At 59.0% G+C, this 16804-nt stretch carries 20 protein-coding genes; 17 read left to right on the top strand and 3 right to left on the bottom strand.

Going from position 1 to position 16804, the window contains the following annotated elements:
• Positions 1-210: 210 nt before the first annotated feature.
• Entirely contained in the window at positions 211-612 is a 402-nt protein-coding gene (locus tag JC200_RS13605; protein WP_274432238.1) for a hypothetical protein, read from the bottom strand.
• Positions 613-879: 267 nt separating this feature from the next.
• Between JC200_RS13605 and thrC the strand changes: the two genes are divergently transcribed.
• The 4 genes from thrC to JC200_RS13625 are packed head-to-tail and all read left to right on the top strand — an operon-like array spanning position 880 to position 4389.
• Complete coding sequence (gene thrC / locus JC200_RS13610) at positions 880-1920, top strand: threonine synthase (protein WP_274436546.1); 1041 nt, start codon at positions 880-882, stop codon at positions 1918-1920.
• Positions 1917-2846 carry a homoserine kinase gene (gene thrB, locus JC200_RS13615; protein ID WP_274432239.1) on the top strand — a complete coding sequence of 310 codons (930 nt, stop codon included), beginning with the start codon at positions 1917-1919 and terminating at the stop codon, positions 2844-2846. The genes thrC and thrB overlap by 4 nt, the downstream gene beginning before the upstream one ends.
• 11 nt (positions 2847-2857) lie before the next feature.
• Complete coding sequence (locus JC200_RS13620) at positions 2858-3232, top strand: toprim domain-containing protein (protein ID WP_274432240.1); 375 nt, start codon at positions 2858-2860, stop codon at positions 3230-3232.
• The gene (locus JC200_RS13625; protein ID WP_274436547.1) at positions 3232-4389 is read left to right on the top strand and encodes a demethoxyubiquinone hydroxylase family protein; all 1158 of its coding nucleotides are present in this window, start codon (positions 3232-3234) and stop codon (positions 4387-4389) included. Before JC200_RS13620 ends, JC200_RS13625 begins: the two co-directional genes overlap by 1 nt.
• Before the next feature lie 70 nt (positions 4390-4459).
• Here JC200_RS13625 and map read toward each other — a convergent pair whose 3' ends face one another.
• Positions 4460-5206, bottom strand: a complete 747-nt coding sequence (map, locus tag JC200_RS13630; protein ID WP_274432241.1) for a type I methionyl aminopeptidase — start codon at positions 5204-5206, stop codon at positions 4460-4462.
• 217 nt (positions 5207-5423) lie between these two features.
• On the opposite strand from map, the gene JC200_RS13635 reads away from it, so the two are divergent.
• Complete coding sequence (locus JC200_RS13635) at positions 5424-7022, top strand: DHA2 family efflux MFS transporter permease subunit (RefSeq protein WP_274432242.1); 1599 nt, start codon at positions 5424-5426, stop codon at positions 7020-7022.
• 93 nt (positions 7023-7115) lie between these two features.
• The gene (locus JC200_RS13640) at positions 7116-7313 is read left to right on the top strand and encodes a hypothetical protein (RefSeq protein ID WP_274432243.1); all 198 of its coding nucleotides are present in this window, start codon (positions 7116-7118) and stop codon (positions 7311-7313) included.
• A 92-nt stretch (positions 7314-7405) separates the two neighbouring features.
• Here the strand turns inward: JC200_RS13640 and JC200_RS13645 are convergent, their stop codons facing one another.
• Positions 7406-7612: a hypothetical protein gene (locus JC200_RS13645; RefSeq protein ID WP_274432244.1), complete on the bottom strand. Its 207-nt coding sequence runs from the start codon at positions 7610-7612 to the stop codon at positions 7406-7408.
• 184 nt (positions 7613-7796) lie between these two features.
• Between JC200_RS13645 and JC200_RS13650 the strand changes: the two genes are divergently transcribed.
• The 11 genes from JC200_RS13650 to JC200_RS13700 all read left to right on the top strand — a co-directional run bounded on the left by JC200_RS13650 (position 7797) and on the right by JC200_RS13700 (position 16737).
• Positions 7797-8504: a DUF190 domain-containing protein gene (locus tag JC200_RS13650; RefSeq protein ID WP_274432245.1), complete on the top strand. Its 708-nt coding sequence runs from the start codon at positions 7797-7799 to the stop codon at positions 8502-8504.
• Between the two features lie 188 nt (positions 8505-8692).
• Positions 8693-9112 carry a holo-ACP synthase gene (acpS, locus tag JC200_RS13655; RefSeq protein WP_274432246.1) on the top strand — a complete coding sequence of 140 codons (420 nt, stop codon included), beginning with the start codon at positions 8693-8695 and terminating at the stop codon, positions 9110-9112.
• 50 nt (positions 9113-9162) lie between these two features.
• Positions 9163-10626, top strand: a complete 1464-nt coding sequence (locus JC200_RS13660) for an NAD(P)H-hydrate dehydratase (protein WP_274432247.1) — start codon at positions 9163-9165, stop codon at positions 10624-10626.
• Between the two features lie 31 nt (positions 10627-10657).
• Entirely contained in the window at positions 10658-11662 is a 1005-nt protein-coding gene (locus JC200_RS13665) for a LolA family protein (protein ID WP_274432248.1), read from the top strand.
• Positions 11663-11854: 192 nt separating this feature from the next.
• Complete coding sequence (gene alr, locus JC200_RS13670) at positions 11855-13111, top strand: alanine racemase (RefSeq protein ID WP_274432249.1); 1257 nt, start codon at positions 11855-11857, stop codon at positions 13109-13111.
• 24 nt (positions 13112-13135) lie between these two features.
• On the top strand, positions 13136-13450 hold the full coding sequence (locus JC200_RS13675; protein WP_274432250.1) for a CopG family ribbon-helix-helix protein: 315 nt from the start codon (positions 13136-13138) through the stop codon (positions 13448-13450).
• Between the two features lie 4 nt (positions 13451-13454).
• Positions 13455-13805, top strand: a complete 351-nt coding sequence (locus tag JC200_RS13680; RefSeq protein ID WP_274432251.1) for a type II toxin-antitoxin system PemK/MazF family toxin — start codon at positions 13455-13457, stop codon at positions 13803-13805.
• A 122-nt stretch (positions 13806-13927) separates the two neighbouring features.
• The gene (locus JC200_RS13685; RefSeq protein WP_274432252.1) at positions 13928-15217 is read left to right on the top strand and encodes an adenosylhomocysteinase; all 1290 of its coding nucleotides are present in this window, start codon (positions 13928-13930) and stop codon (positions 15215-15217) included.
• Positions 15218-15365: 148 nt separating this feature from the next.
• Positions 15366-16181 carry a gamma-glutamyl-gamma-aminobutyrate hydrolase family protein gene (locus JC200_RS13690; RefSeq protein ID WP_274432253.1) on the top strand — a complete coding sequence of 272 codons (816 nt, stop codon included), beginning with the start codon at positions 15366-15368 and terminating at the stop codon, positions 16179-16181.
• Positions 16182-16243: 62 nt separating this feature from the next.
• Positions 16244-16459 (top strand): DUF1659 domain-containing protein, encoded by a 216-nt coding sequence (locus JC200_RS13695; RefSeq protein WP_274432254.1) that lies wholly within the window; start codon positions 16244-16246, stop codon positions 16457-16459.
• 59 nt (positions 16460-16518) lie between these two features.
• Entirely contained in the window at positions 16519-16737 is a 219-nt protein-coding gene (locus JC200_RS13700) for a DUF2922 domain-containing protein (RefSeq protein WP_274432255.1), read from the top strand.
• Positions 16738-16804: the final 67 nt, after the last annotated feature.

The raw sequence follows: 16804 nt of genomic DNA on the forward strand, positions 1-16804 counted from the left end.
GTTCACTACAGGTGGCCAAGGTGTGGGAAAGCGGGTGACCGTCCTGCTCTGTCCGCCACCGGCACAACCACGTCATGCATCTGATGATCACGATGATTCAGCGGACGTAAGGTAACCCAGGGGGATACCACCCTGGGTTACCTTACGGTGTCGAACGGAGGTGCTGAGCAGATGCCTTAGGTCGGCGGTCTAGTCGCACTCATCAATCAATTAGAAGATAAACGGCCAGCCACCCATCCTACCCCCGTAGCCACCGCTGCCATAACCGCCGCCATAACCCTCCATGCCTGCGCCATATCCAGGACCGCCACCATAGCCTGCGCCATAACCGCCAGCATAGCCGCCCATACCACCAGAAAAACCACGAAACCCACCAAATGGGCCATAGCCAGCACCGTAACCTGCCCCATACTGTCCGTATCCACGCCGCCTAGCCGCCCAACCACCAGCGCCCAGACCGAACAGCAGGAAGAGCGGCAGAAAACACTGTTCTGTGTCCGCTGCTGCTCGGTCCCGTGGTGTTGCAGGGGAGAGTGCCACGCCTGCGGGAGCAGGTCGCAGCACGCGTTTCCGAGCTTTAGCGGCTGTTGATTTGACGTGCCCGTGAGCCATCTGCGTATCCTCCTCTCTGCGTCACTCTTGTCACTCCATGACGCGGCCTGACAGGATGGGTGGACAGGTGTCAGTTACGCAGGCGAGAAAGGGCTCTCTGACAAGCCGCGTCGGTCGGTTCAGGCCGGTCATCCGCGTTGACAGCAGACGACATTCTATGAATAATAGGACTAATCAATTTTGACCAGCTGCGAGAGCGGCTGGCCCGCCAGAGAGGAGGCGGCCGACGTCGCGCACGTAGACCGAAGTACAGAGAGATGGAGTGGGATTCTTAATCGTTACGCAGACTGGCTGCCGTTAAATGACCAAACCCCGCGCTTGTCCCTGTGTGAAGGAAACACGCCTTTGATTCCATCGGTGCGCCTCAGTGAACGTTTGGGAGCGGATGTCTACCTCAAGTACGAGGGGGCGAACCCGACCGGATCGTTCAAAGACCGCGGCATGGTTCTAGCCGTCGCGAAAGCGGCTGAGGAGGGGTCGAAAACCGTCATCTGTGCATCGACAGGAAACACGTCGGCCGCAGCGGCAGCGTATGCCGGGCGTGCAGGCTTACAGGCTGTCATTTTGATCCCGGACGGCTACGTCGCGCTTGGAAAACTCGCGCAGGCGATGATGTACGGAGCGAAGATTATCGCAATCCGCGGCAACTTTGACGAGGCGCTCACCCTCGTCCGCGAGCTCAGTGAGACCATGCCCGTAACTGTCGTGAACTCGATTAACCCGTATCGATTAGACGGTCAGCAGACCGCGGCCTTCGAGGTGTGCGACGCACTCGGACAGGCGCCGGACCTGCTGTGCATCCCTGTCGGAAATGCAGGGAATATCAGTGCGTACTGGAAAGGCTTTTGCGCCTACCGCGACGGAGGCAAAGTCGAGAATACCCCACGCATGTTCGGCTTCGAGGCCGAGGGGGCGGCCGCAATTGTCAGAGGTGAGCCGATCGACCACCCAGAGACCTTCGCCACAGCCATCCGCATTGGCAAGCCAGCCTCCTGGGAACTCGCGGTCGCAGCAGCACGCGACTCCGGAGGGGCCATCGAGTCGGTGACTGACGACCAGATTCGCGAGGCTTACCAGTTGATCGCCACAGAAGGGGTGTTAGCGGAACCAGCTTCCGCTGCCTCCGTCGCAGGTCTCTTGCAACTTGCAGAGGCTGGCCGCATCGAGCGCGGGCAGACGATTGTCTGCGTACTGACCGGCAACGGTTTGAAAGACCCAGACAGCGCCATGAAGTTGAGCCGGTCTCAGACAGAGGTCGTCGACGCCAACATGCACGCCGTGTCACAAGTACTGGAGTCTTCTTTATGAAGTATTACGTTCGTGTCCCAGCTACGTCCGCGAACCTGGGGCCGGGCTTTGACTGTATGGGCTTGGCCCTTGATGTCTACAACGAGATGTCGGTCGAGACAGGGCATCCGTTTTCGATTGAGATCACGGGCGAGTCCGCGAATCTCTTGCCAACCACTCGGGAGAACGCTGTGGTGCAGGCAATGGAGGTCTTGTTCGAGCGGGCAGGGAACCCCGCCGTCGAACGGGAGTGGAAACTCACCCTCGAAAACCACATTCCGGTTGCTTCGGGACTTGGCTCTAGCGCTTCGGCCATCGTCGGCGGCCTGTTGCTCGCCAACGAACTGGTTATTGAGGCAGGAGGACAGGCCCTGTCGCACAGAGAACTACTCGATTTGGCGGTCGAGCTTGAGGGCCACCCGGACAACGTTGCGCCAGCCCTGACGGGTGGCGCTAGTCTCAGTTATGTCGACGACCACGGCACGCACACGTTCGCCATCCCAGTCCCGGACAATCTGTACTTCGTCGTCGCTGTGCCGTACTTCACCCTGCACACCGAGCAGTCGCGCACGGTGGTACCTCCCACCGTCACGCGGGCGGACGCGGTTTTTAACATCGCCCAGGCCTCGCGGTTGACACTCGCTCTCTGCACTGGCAACCTAGAATTACTGCGGGGTGGGTTCTCCGACAGGTTGCATGAGCCGTATCGACGCTCCTTGGTTCCGGGATATGATGACGTACGGCATGCGGCACTGCGCAGCGGCGCACTGGCACTGACGCTGAGCGGGGCTGGGCCATCGCTTCTCGCCTGGTGTACGGATGAAGTCGCCGCTTGGCAGGTCGCGGACCAAATGACGCTCTCCTGGCGTGAAAACGGCATTCCGTGCCGTACAGAGGTGTACCGGCCGTGCCTCACGCAGACAGTGGCTGTTCGGGAGGACGTGTAGGAGGCATCCGCTTGTTCAAGGTCGAACCTGTCGGTGAAAAGGTGCTGATTGTCGAAGGGAAAACCGATCGCGAGAGGCTCGAGCAGGTGCTGCGCGAGCCCGTTTCATTTGTTTGCACGCGCGGGACGATTGGTTACGAGGAATTACTAGAAATAGCCGAACGGCTCGAAGACGAGGACGTGTACGTATTTGTAGATGCTGACGAGTCCGGGATGAAGCTGCGCAAGCAACTGCGACGGGAGTTGCCGCGCGCTAAGCACGTGTATACACAGAAGATGTACCGTGAAGTTGCGCGCACACCGTTGCATGTGCTGGCCAAAGCGCTCGCAAACGCGCATTTCGATGTAGACCCCAAATGGTTAACGGAGGTGGACCACCGCCCGTGATGCAGGGAAATCAGGCATATCTGATCAAAACGCTGAAAGAGAACTGGCGTCGTGAAATGATGGCAGTACAACTTTATCAGGCGGCCGCAGACATGGAGAGCGACGACCGTCGCCGGCAAATCCTCAGTCAACTCGTTGACGTAGAACGCAAGCACGCTCGCTTGTGGGAGGAGCGCTTGCAGGCCCAGGGCGTCGACATCACAGACTTGCAGAGCACGATACCGGCTGCCGCAACCGCGATGCGCAACCGCAAAGGCGTACCTCAGGCAATTCTGTTGCAGCAGATTGAGGAGGTTGAGAACGGTAACGCGGCCTGGTATCAATCGCAGCGTAACGTGATCGACGACCCGGAAATCGTGCAGGTGCTCGACGTGATCGACAAAGATGAAGCCGATCACGATTCCGTTGTGACCGACTTGGCTAAGCGGCCTGCCGGGTCAGCGAAGAGCAGGCTCCACGGCCTGTGGGGCGAGGAGCGGCACCGTGGCAACAGCGGTGACTGGGTCGGGGATGCCATCTACGGCGTCAACGATGGACTCGGGGCTATCTTCGGCATCATCTCGGGTGTCGCCGGCTTTACAGGCGGCAAATACGTGCTGATGAGCGGTCTGTTTGGCGCGCTTGCCAGCACGCTGTCGATGGGCGCCGGAGCCTGGCTTGCAACGAAATCGGAAAATGAACTGATGGAGAGCGAGCTTGCGCGGGAGCGGCAGGAAATTGCGGAGGACCCCGCGCACGAGGCGGAAGAGCTTGCGCTGTTGTACGAATTGAAGGGCTTCTCGACTGCAGAGGCGAAGGACATTGCGGACCGTATTGCGAGTGACCCCGATGAGTTGCTCAAGACGATGGCTGCGGAGGAACTTGGCATTCACGAGACCAGCACGGGCAGCCCGTGGCGTTCAGCCCTGTTCGGCAGTGGATCGACGCTGGTCGGCGGTATCATTCCGCTGATCCCGTTTTTCTTTATGAAGGGTATTCCTGCGATGATCGCTGCGGCCATCATCAGCATCGCGGCACACTTTGCGGTCGGCGCCGCAAAGTCGCTCATTACCGTGCGCAGTTGGTGGGCGAGTGGCTTGGAGATGACGGCGGTTGGGGTCATCGTAGGTGTTGTGTCGTACGCACTCGGCTTGGTCGGTGCCAGCCTGCACTTGTAAGGCGACCCGTGATACGGGCCGCCTCGCAAACGGCTCGGTCTATCACTGGCGCTGCGATGCCCATTCGTGATTACAACTGGGTCAAGATTTCGGGCCCGTTGTCGGTGATGTAGAGTGTGTGCTCGTACTGCGTGCTGAGGCTCCCGTCGACGGTACGAGCAGTCCACCCGTCAGCGTCAACCGTAGTCTCATAGCTGCCGGTGTTCACCATCGGCTCAATCGTGAACGTCATGCCGCGGCGGATGCGCGGGCCTTTGTGCGGCGGCCCGTAATGCAGCACTTCTGGACTCTCGTGCATGTCGCGGCCAATGCCGTGGCCGATAAAATCGCGGACAACGGACAGTCCTTCAGCTTCTACATAAGTTTGAATGGCGTGCCCAATGTCTGAGATTTGGTTTCCGACGACTGCTTGCTCAATGCCCACAAACAGCGACTTCTTCGTCACCTCGAGCAGCCGCATCGCTTCCGGTGAAACGTTCCCGACCGCGTAGCTCCACGCAGAGTCGGCGTGCAGACCCTTGTGCAGTGCCACCATATCGACGGTAATGATGTCGCCGTCCTTGAGTACATAGTCGCCCGGGAAGCCATGGCAAATCACGTCGTTCACTGACGTGCACGCTGCGTACGGGTAGCCTTTGTAACCTTTTTGCGCCGGGGTCATGCCGTGGCGCTCGATGAACGACTCGACAAAAGTGTCAATTTGTCCGGTTGTGACTCCCGGCTTAATGAAATCCGCAAGTCCAGCGTGACAGGCGGCTACGACTTTTCCTGCTTCGCGCATCAGGTCAATTTCGTAGCGGCTCTTCATAATGATCAAGTGCGGTTCCTCCTTGAATGTCTGCATGTCAGGGCGGTATGATGCTTCAAGGTTCACTGTATCATAATCCGCAGGAAGGTCGCACACCGAGAGTTATTCAGTTGCGGTCTGGCAACGCATTGTCAATTTTATTTGGCAATCGAATTGTTATCCGATAAAATGATTGCTGGGGATTCGCGACGCGGGCCCTCAAGGTCAAGGTAAGGGAGCGCGAGTGATGGAACACGCACACCACGAATATGAAATCAGCCGAATGAAGTCGCCTGGCTTGCAGGTGTTTATCATTGTACTTGGCGTGTTCATGGCAGTGCTCGACACCAGCGTGGTCAACGTCGCCATTCCTACCATGGAAAATGCCTTCAACGCCTCGACGACGCAAATCCAATGGGTGCTGACCGGCTACATGCTGATGATGGGCGTGATGATTCCCATCTCCGGCTGGCTCACTGACCGGTTCGGCGCTAAACACTTGTTTCTGTTTGCTCTCACTGTTTTTACCCTCGGTTCTGCACTCTGTGGAGCTTCGTGGAGCACAGGCTCGATTATTATGTTCCGGCTCATCCAGGCCATTGGCGGCGGCCTGATGATGCCTGTGGCACAGGCGATGATTTTTCGCATCTTTCCGCCCGACCGTCGCGGTTCTGTCATGGGCATCTTCGGGATCTCAATCATGGTTGCACCAGCCATTGGGCCGACACTGAGCGGTTACTTGGTCGAGTATGCGAGCTGGCGCCTGATTTTCTACCTGAACGTGCCGATTGGCATCATTGAGATGTTGCTTGGGCTCATGTTTATGCACGAGTTTGCTCACCACACCTCACACCGCTTCGACAAGTGGGGGTTTACACTGTCCACAGTCGGGTTTTTTAGTTTGCTGTACGGTCTGAACAATGTCGCTTCAGACGGCTGGAGTTCGCCGACGGTGTTTGGATTTGTGTCACTTGGAGTCATCTGCGTGGTGTCTCTGGTGATTGTTGAGCTGAACGTAGAGCATCCGATGATCGACTTCCGAGTCTTCGGGGACTATCTGTTCACCATGAGCACAATCATCGGTGCACTCATTCAAATTGCGCTCTTTACGGGGATTTTCTTTCTGCCGATCTACCTGCAAAACATTGTCGGGTTGTCGGCCATGCGCACTGGGCTGTTGATGATGCCTGCAGCGCTCGGCAGCGCCGTCATGATGCCAATCGCTGGGCGACTGTTCGACCGCATCGGCGCGCGGCCGCTTGGCATTGTCGGACTTGCGGGGATGACAATCGTCACCATCGGCTTCACGCGACTGTCACCGGCTACCTCTGTCGGGCACGTGCAGTGGTTGTACTTTTTTCGACAGGTCGCGATGGGACTGACGATGATGCCGATTATGACGGCTGGCATGAACTTGCTGCCGCCACGGTTGATCAGCCAAGGGTCGGCAGTCTCTAACACCTCTCGCCAGGTCGCGTCTTCTCTCGGGGTCGCGGTTTTGACGAGTATTCTCGACCAGCGTGAGAAGTTTCACTTCGCGGTCATGGCGCAGAACGTCACGCCGTTTACACCGCAGGGACAGGACATCGCCAGAATTGTGCAGGCCTTCGAAGCGCAAGGGATGTCACCAGCGAACGCCCAGACTGCAGCAGTCACTGAGATGTCCGGTGTCCTGCAGGCGCACGCCTTCGTGATGGGAATGAACGACGCGTTCTGGGTCGCCGCGGGCCTGACGACGGTAGCGTTTGTCCTCGTACTGTTCTTTGGCAACAAAAAAGAGGCCGCTATCCGCGCCAGCCGCAGGCTCAAACCAAAGGGCGCAACTGCTGTCCCGGTCATGGAGTAAAACACTCCGTGCAGTCCCTGCACGTGTGCGTTCGGATTGACGCGGTAGGGAATGAAGAAGAAAATGAAGGAAATGGAACTGAGGGGGCTGTCTATGCCATCGGCTATTTGTCCACACTGCAATGAGCCAGCGTACTCCAGTGCAGAGTTCAACCGCCCTTGGAATTGCCCGACATGCGGTCGCTTGGTCATTCCGTTTACGATCAACAACCCGCGCCCGAGCGTGAGTTTAGGCAAAGACGTGATCATTGAACAGTACAGCCGGTTTTGGACTGTCGAGGAGCCGGATTAGACAGCTTAGCTGCGCACTGCAGGCGCAAAGGCATAAAAACACCCTAGCCCGTGAGCAGCACTGCTGCTCACGGGCTAGGGTGTTTTTCGTGTTCAGGCCAACGTTTTAGGCAATGCGTACATGGACTGTGCTGTCCAGAACACGACGCCGATGACGGCGCCGACCACGAACAGTGCGACCACCCGCTTGACCGTGTAGTGAGCGGGAGCGCCAGGACGCTTCGTGACTAGTAGAGTAAACAGCACAGCGGTTCCCAAAATCAAGAAGGCACGCACCGCGAGATGAATCACCTCATGCAATCCGGTTCTCCTCACCTTCCGGCCAGCACCTTGCCCACAGCGGCCGCATATCCTGATTCTACACGCAAACTAACACGTACAATCTGTACGCCCTATTGTGCCACAAAACGGGCGCTGTTGCACTGTCAGAGTGACGACCAAAACGGTTTGCCCTGGGCTGAGTCGGAGAGAGGGGTTAGTGACAGTGACGGAAAAGCACCAAGCGGTGCGTTTGCAGGTGGGTATCTGGAGTGGAGCGGAGGCGCGCAGTGGACTGCTTTTGTATCGCCGCCTACTCGCGCAAGCGATGCGCAGTGGACTGCCGGGCGCCACGGTCGTGACGCAGGTCGAAGGTGGACAGCGTGCGCGTGGATTTCGGAGCGTAGAAAGTGAAATTGAGTCGAACGAACTGCCCGTATGGCTGGAATTCGTGGACGACACCGGACGGTGGCCAGAGTTTGTGGAAGATGCGAAGCGGACCATCGGTCGCCACGGAATTGTCGTTGCGAGCGATGTTGAGCAGTTCCATCCCGAACAGCGCAAGGAGGGGAAGCGAGTGAACCGTCCCACATATGCGTTTGCCGACCGCTCAAGGGCTGGCCTGCAGGTGCAGGTGTACACGCTGGAAGGCAACAAGGTGGATGGAAAACCTGTCTATCAGGCAGCAGCCGAGTTCCTGCGAGCGCGAAATATCTTTTGGATCTCGACCGCACGCGGTCTTTGTGGCTTCGGCGACGGCCGACGGATTCACAAAGCGCGCTGGTTCTCGCGCAACTCCGACATCCCCGTCGTCATGACAGTCGTCGATTTTCGCGAGCAGCTCGAACCCCATGTGGAAGACCTGGCGGCCTTGGTCGGCGACCAGGGGGTTGTCTCCGTCACAGATGTGACGTGGCTTCATCCAGACGGGTAGTGGACCACTGGGAGTTCCCGAGGCAGGGCTGCGGTGGTGCGGTGCCAAAGCCACGTCATGGTGTGAACACCAATGACGCTGGCTTCGACAACGGCACGCGATTGAGGTACAAGTAAAACTAGGACAAGCAGGCAATCGCTGCGACCAGAGGGCGGACGTTGTTCGTGAAGTTGGAATGGAGGGCGCTGATGATTCGGGGACTCGGAACGGATGTTGTGGAAGTGGCGCGCGTGGAGGAACTGTGGCGGCGCCAAGGCGACAAGTTGCTGACGCGTGTGCTAGCACCTTTAGAACTGGCTAGCATCCACCAGTTGCCACAGCGGCGGCAGGCAGAATACCTCGCGGGCCGGTTTGCGGCCAAGGAAGCAATCGCGAAGGCGCTCGGGCGCGGGCTTGGGCACCTGCACATGGCGCGAGTCGCTGTAACACCAAACGAATGGGGCAGACCGACCGTGGTCTGGACGCCGCACGGACAAGCGGACACAGAGTGGCTAGAGGCAGCAGCCGGGGTGTGGCACGTGTCCATCTCGCACACCGCCGAGGTAGCGCTTGCCGCGGCGGTCTGGGAACAACCGGAGGGCTCGTCAGGCTTGGCAGGTTTGTACTAACAGTGGGACGGGCGGAATATACGTATATCAATCCTCGGGGAGGGTACCCGGTGATTCTTGTGACGAGTGAACGCATGCAGGAGCTCGACAGGCAAACGATGGAGAGGCGCTGTGTACCCGGGTTGGTGTTGATGGACCACGCAGGGAAAGCCATTGCTGACCGTGTCCTCGCCAAAGCACCCAAGCGCGTCGTAGTGCTCTGCGGCAAGGGCAACAACGGTGGGGATGGCTGGGCAGCGGCACGCTGGCTTGCCCACAAAGGCGTACCAGAGGTCGATGTGGTGTCGCTGATTGACGCCACTTCACTTCAGGGAGACGCCCTTGCTGCGGCGCAGGGCGCTGTGGCGTTCGGCGTGCGCGTGCAGGTATTCGACCCGGCAAAGCCGTTACCGCCTGCAGATGTCTACGTCGACGCGCTGTTAGGCACGGGAGCGACGAGGCCGCTGAGCGGTCGGCTGGCTGAGCTTGTCGAAGTGTTGGGCCGCGCGCCTGGCTACGTCATCGCGGCAGATGTTCCGACGGGCGTGAACGCAACCACTGGCGAAGTGCCTGGCGTTGCGGTACACGCTGACGAGACCGTCGCGATGGCAGCTCAGAAACTCGGGACCGCCGTCACACCAGGGTGTCTGTACGCTGGCGAAGTCGTTGTGGCGGACATCGGTATTTACCTGCCGCAGGAGGCTGCCGAGGCGTTTGTGACAGCAGAGGTAGTGCGAAGTTCGCTGTCACGGCGAAGAGAGGACAGCCACAAAGGGTCATTTGGCCGCCTCGGTGTAGTCGTCGGTGAGATGTCTGGCGCAGCGCAGCTTGCGGGACTCGGCGCCGCCCGTGTGGGTGCCGGACTGGTGGTGCTCGGCTGGCAGGACGCTCCCGTCCCTGGGGCAGCGCTGGAATTTGTGCAGCGTGCAGCTTCGGATGGGGCTGCATTTGCCGACTGCCAAGCGCTGGTGCTCGGCCCGGGTCTCGGCCGCACCACTTCAGCAGTATCGTCCTGGTGGCACACGTTCAAGGGACCGCTCGTGCTCGATGCTGACGGTTTGCGCCTCTGTGTCGGCGAAGGTAACCCCTGTGCGCTGGACCAACCGCGGGTGTTGACGCCACATCCCAAAGAGTGTGCCAGACTCCTTGGCTGGACGGTGCCGCAAGTACAGGCGCGCCGCGTTGAGGCAGCTCGAGCCGCTGCTCTGCAGACGGGGAGCATCGTCGTGCTCAAAGGCTACCGGTCCATCATCGCGCACCCGGACGGACGCCTCCGTGTGAATCCCACTGGTGACGCGTCACTCGCGACAGCGGGCACGGGAGATGTGCTAGCTGGCGTCATCGGGGGCTTGCTCGCGCAAGGCGCCGAACCGTTTGCTGCAGCTAGTGCAGGTGCCTGGCTGCACGGTCGGGCCGGTGAACTCGCTGGCGCTCTGTACTCCGAGCACAGTGTTATGGCCACCGATGTGACGAACCAGCTTGCACGCGCCATCCGCCTGGCTGAACAGTCAGGACCCGACAGCTCCTCGTTGTGATCTCGCTTGTCGAAGAAAGGCGAGGTGGAGTATGCGCAAAGTGATTGGCTTGATTGCGGCAGCAGGACTGACTGTCGCGTTGGTCGCGGGCTGTGGGGCCCCCTCTCAAGACACGATGGTCAACAAGTTGAAGTCAGAGACACAGACACTGTCCCAGCAGAACTACACCAGCACTGCCATGATGACGGTGCAGACCGACAACACTTCGCAGACCTATTACATCCACACTAACTACGAAGGGCCGAATCAGTACCGTATTGAACTTGGCGACAGCAGCAAGAACGTCAACCAGATTATCGTCAAGAACAACAACGGTATGTACATCGTCAGCCCGTCGCTGCAAAAGGTGTTTCGTTTTAATGGGAACTGGGCGCAGAATCAGGGTCACATCTACCTGTACGACCAGATTCTTCAGCAGGTCATCCAGAGTGCCAGCCAAAAGCAGGCGAAGATGACGGAGGCGAATGGCACATACACGTTCGAACTGCCAATCACACCGGCAAACGACGTGGTCGCCAAAGAGAAGGTCGAGATCAGCAGTAAGACGATGAAGCCGACGCAGGTCGTTCTCTACGACAAACAGGGTACGGCAGTCGTTCTGATCAAGTTCACATCGTTCCAGACCGGTGTGACGTTCCAGAACGCAGACTTTGACCCGTACAAGCTTGCATCGAGCGGAACAGCTAAAACGACGGCGGTCAGCCAGTCCGAGTTTGGCTATGTCCTGCCGACGACGACCTTCCAAGACAAGTTGGACGTGGCAGAACCAATGGCGCAAAACGACTACTTGTTGCGTTATACGGGGCCGGACGGATTTACGCTGTCTGAGTTCCGCCCTGGTCCGGGAGCAGCCGGGCTGCCAAACGCCAGTCTTGTCGACCTGTACGGCGTGCCAGCACTGGAGACAACTGCAGGGAAGACGCATCAGTTGATGTGGTTGCAAAACGGCGTTGAGTTTTCACTGACGTCTTCGAGCTTGAGCCCCACGGAGATGGAAGCTGTTGCAATATCGACCTTTGGCCAAATTGGCAAGTAAGGTCGCGCCCTTCGCAACTCCCATAGAGCGCGCCGGTTCGAAGGCCAAGGCCTCGAGCGGCGCGCTCGTTTTGGGGACAAATGACTGGTCACTCCATCGGCAAGGCGTGATAAGATAACTGACAGTACGCGTTTCCGTACTTGCGGGAACTGTCTTGTCCACGATCGGTACACGCCAGAAGAGGTGACCGCGTTGTTTCGACCTACCTTTGCCGTCGTTGATGCCCCTGCCATTCGCACCAATGTCGCTGCCGTTCGCAGCCTGTTGGAATCACATAAACGCCTCCTCGTCGCCGTCAAGGCCGATGGGTACGGACACGGCGCAGCAGCGGCTGCAGAGGCGGCCCTAGCTGGCGGCGCCACAGACCTCGGCGTCGCTAGTGTGGAAGAAGCGGTCGCGTTGCGAGAAGCTGATGTGACCGCGCCGATTCTGGTTCTCGGCGTGAGTTCAGCGGTTGGTGTGCGCCAAGCAGCAGAGTTTGGTGTGACCGTGACCCTCGGCCGGCTCGAGGAGGTCGATGAGATTGACAAAATTCCGTGGCCGACTCCATCGCTGATACCTACAGGTGCGTGTGTGGAATCCCCCGGACAGAGCTTGCGGGCGAAAGTCCACCTCAAAATTGACACCGGCATGAGCCGCCTTGGCGTCCGCTCGGCCGCCGACGCTGTCCTCCTCGCGAAGCGGATAGTGTCTTCTGAACGACTAGAACTCTCAGGTGTGTTCACGCACCTCGCTTGTGCGGACGCGTCGTCGCTGGCGCACGCAGAGGCGCAAATTGAGCGCTTCCAGGAGGCACTCTCGGCACTTCGGGAGGCAGGCATCGACCCGGGGGTTGTGCATGCAGCCAACAGTGCTGCCGCCCTGCGGCGTCCGGACTGGCACTTTGACATGGTGCGCGTCGGCATTGCGGCGTACGGCTACGGACCGGCAGGAGCGTTTGACAGTCCTGTGCCCCTAGTCCCGGCGCTCAACTTGTACAGTTGTGTGACGCGCGTCGCGACGCTACAGGCAGGCGACACGGTCGGCTACGGGGCGACATTTACGGCGCCTCGAGAGATGCGCATCGCCACGCTGCCAGTTGGGTACGCAGACGGATACTTTCGCATTCTGTCCAACCGCGCATCGGTCCTGTTCCAAGGGCGACGTGCAGCTGTCGTTGGGAACGTCTGCATGGATCAATTGATGGTTGACGTCACCGCTCTGCCCGAGGTTACCGTCGGGGACTGCGCAACACTGTATGGCCGCAGTGCGCCGGAAGACTGGACGGCCGAGCGTCTGTCAGCGGCGGCTGCGACCGACTTGAACGCTTTTGTCGGCCCGGCTTTTTTCGCCGGAAATTCGGCATCTATCCTGTCACTGGACGAATTGGCCGACCTAGCTGGGACTATCTCGTATGAGCTAATGTGCGCCTTGTCACCGCGCGTTCCAAGAGTGGTCGTAGCACTTTGACACTGGCAAATGCCCATCGGTATAATGAGTAAGAAAAGTGACCGTATCGTTGTGGGGGTGCCGCACGTGTCTGACAGCAAGCGAATTGTCGTCTACCTGCCGATGCAGTTGGTGGAACAAGTAGATGACTTGGTCGAACGGGCGAGATCGAATCGGAGCGAGCTCATTCGGGAGGCCATGCGGCAGTATCTGACCGAGCAACGCAAGTTCGAGATCCGCAACTCGATGCAGCAGGGGTACTTGGAAATGGCACGGATTAACCTGCGCATCGCATCTGAGTCATTTCCTTTGGAGCAAGAGGCAGGAGGAACGGTTGAGCGACTGGTAAGTGGGGTGTGACAGCTTGAATGTCAAGCGAGGGGATGTTTTTTTTGCCGACTTGTCGCCCGTTGTTGGTTCGGAGCAGGGCGGGTTTCGACCTGTCCTCGTGATTCAGAACAACATTGGCAATCGGTTCAGCCCCACGGTCATCGTCGCTGCTATCACTGCGCAGATTCAGAAGGCCAAACTGCCGACGCACGTCGAGATTATGGCGGAGGAATACGGCCTTGACCGCGACTCGGTGATTCTGCTTGAGCAGATTCGGACGATCGACAAACAGCGCTTGACAGACAAAATCACCCACTTAGACGAGCGGATGATGAAACTGGTGAACGAGGCACTGCAGATCAGTCTTGGACTGGTCGATTTCTAAGACTGGTCGATTTCGAACCGTATCGCTCCGCGCGGTCGTCTGGTGGTCGCCAGTGCAAAGGGAGGGAGACGCTGCGTACAAGCCGACGTCTCTATTTTTATGCCATTAGGGAGTGTGAACACATGGACAAGCCTGAGACGACACAGGTCCGTACAGGGAACTCAGTTGCGGATTCGCTGATTCGCGACATTGCTTTGGCACCAGTTGGACACCTCAAGATTGACTGGGTAGGGGCCCATATGCCGCTGCTCAATCGACTGCGTGAGCAGTTCATGCAGGAGCGGCCGTTTGCGGGTAAGCGCATCGCGATCTGCCTTCACCTTGAAGCAAAGACAGCGTATCTCGCCCTTGCCATTCAAGCAGGCGGAGCCGAAGTCGCCGTTGCCGCGAGCAACCCGCTGTCCACCCAAGACGACGTAGTGGCAGCACTTGTCGACCGCGGTGTGACCGCTTACGCCTGGCATGGGGCCACCGACGAAGAGTACAAGATGCACCTCGACCACTTACTCGACTTCCACCCGGACGCAATCATTGATGACGGCGGGGACTTGGTCGCAACCCTGCACCGTGAGAGGCCCGAGCAGACGAGCGAAATCATCGGCGGCTGTGAAGAGACGACTACCGGCATTTTACGCCTGCGCGCGATGGCCGCGGAGGGTAGTCTGAAGTTCCCAATGATGGCCGTCAACGACGCGCTCTGCAAGTACCTGTTTGACAACCGCTATGGCACAGGTCAGTCGGTGTGGGACGGCATTATGCGCACGACGAACCTCGTCGTCGCAGGCAAGACGGCGGTTGTCGTCGGCTACGGCTGGTGTGGCAAAGGTGTCGCGATGCGCGCCAAAGGGCTTGGAGCGCGCGTTGTGGTGTGTGAAGTCGACCCAGTGAAGGCGCTCGAGGCCGTCATGGACGGGTTTGAAGCGATGCCGATTGTCGAAGCTGCGAAGGTCGGGGACTTCTTCGTCACGGTCACTGGTGATCGCGACTGCATTACCCGCCCGGCGTTTGAGGTCATGAAGGACGGCGCGGTGCTGGCCAACGCCGGGCACTTTGACGTCGAGATCTCGAAGCCAGACCTGAACGCGCTCGCCTCTTCGGTGCGCACGGTGCGCAAGAACGTCGAGGAGTTTCGCTTTCAGGATGGGCGTCGCGTCTACCTGCTTGCTGAGGGCCGCCTAGTCAACCTCGCTTCTGGCGACGGTCACCCTGTTGAAGTGATGGACATGACGTTTGCGCTGCAGGCGCTCGGTCTGCGGGCAGTCGTCGAGAACACCCTCCCGCCTGGCGTGCATACGATCCCGAAGGACATCGACGCGCAGGTCGCTCGTATGCGGCTTGAGGCGTGGGGCGTCCGGGTGGATGAACTGTCTCCGACACAAGAGGCCTACATGGCAAGCTGGCACGAGGATTGAGGCCACGAACGCAGACGTTGATTGTGCCCGTTTGCGCGGCGCTCAAGTTCGAATAGCGTTCCTCTTTGCGCGGGTATTTGCGCGGGCGCTGCCTAGCTGATGACGACACAACCCCACCCGACGCCCTAGGCGGAAGGTGGGGTTTTTGTTGAAGCCATTGATTGGACTGACGTGTTATCGCCACAACTTAAACCTGTCGACCCCGGGGCCGGACTTACTCGGGGCACAGCTCTCTGACGACTACAGTCAAGGTGTGGAAGCAGCGGGCGGTGTACCCCTGCTCATCCCGTATCTGGCGACCAAGGACGCAGTCCGGGCGGTGGCAGAGCGCATCGACGGATTGTTGTTGACGGGAGGCAATGATGTCGATCCCGCTACCTACGGCAGCGAACCGGAAGTTGGACTTGGCGTCGTCTATCCGCAACGGGATCGACTTGAGATTCGCCTGCTGCGAGAGGTGATGCGGATGGGCAAACCGGTGTTTGGTATCTGCCGCGGACTGCAACTGATGAACGCCGCTTTCGGTGGAACGCTGGTTCAAGACTTGGGGCGCACCAAGCAGAGCAAAATCCAGCACAGTCAGAAGGCACCGCGACACCACATGAGTCACACCGTGCACATTGATCCCGACAGCCGCATCTACACGCTGCTCGGTCAGAAGAGAAAACTTCGGACGAACTCCTATCATCACCAGGCAGTACAGCAACTCGCGCCGTCGCTGCGCGCGGTTGCTTGGGATGACGACGGTTTGATTGAAGCAGTCGAGTTTCAGGTCGAGTTGCAGGTCGCGGGCGACCGACGCAAGCGTGCAGGCACGCTCGAGTTGGGCTCGAATGCCGGACAACCGTTTGTTGTCGCCGTCCAATGGCATCCGGAGAACCTGTGGCGAACGGCACCGGAGTTTCTCGGTTTGTTTCGAGGGCTGGTGGAAGCAGCGGGCAGCGTCCCCTATTGCGCGGAGTAGCTACATCTCTTCCAATGCGCGGGCGAAAGACAACCTGCCGCGCAGGAGGAGGGGAAGGCACAATGGCAACAGTCACTGCATTGTCGCGTCACCTGCAGCTTCAGTTTCAGAACGGAACTACGGCGACCGGGCAGCCCAAAGTGAAGAACCAGACCTACGCCAACGTCTCGCCAACTTCGGCGGACGATGACGTCCTCGCAGTCGGACAGGCCCTCGCTGGCTTGTCGAGCCAAACACTGCTGGGGATTGCGCGCGTCGACCAAAACGGTCTGGTGTAATCAGGTTAGTGCATTCACGAGCTAGTGGATTTGCGAGCTACGAGAGGGAGGTGACAGACATGGCCGAGAAGACAGTCCTGCAGATGCAGTTCATGACGGACCAAAACAAGAAGGTGCACATTGATGTGCCGACCCCAGTGCAACCCGTCGATAACTCGAAGGTGGACGCTGCGATGGCTCTCATCGTATCGAAAAACATCTTCGCGCTACCACAAGGCAGTATTGTGAAGTCGATTGGCGCAAGCCTGATCGACACGTCGACGACTACGGTTGGCTAACGTCCGGAGTCACAGACAGGCAAACGTTCGGCGTTGAGTCGCGCAGGCTGTCCTCGGGATGCAAGCA

The sequence above is a fragment of the Alicyclobacillus sp. ALC3 genome (assembly GCF_028751195.1).
GTDB lineage: Bacteria > Bacillota > Bacilli > Alicyclobacillales > Alicyclobacillaceae > Alicyclobacillus_L.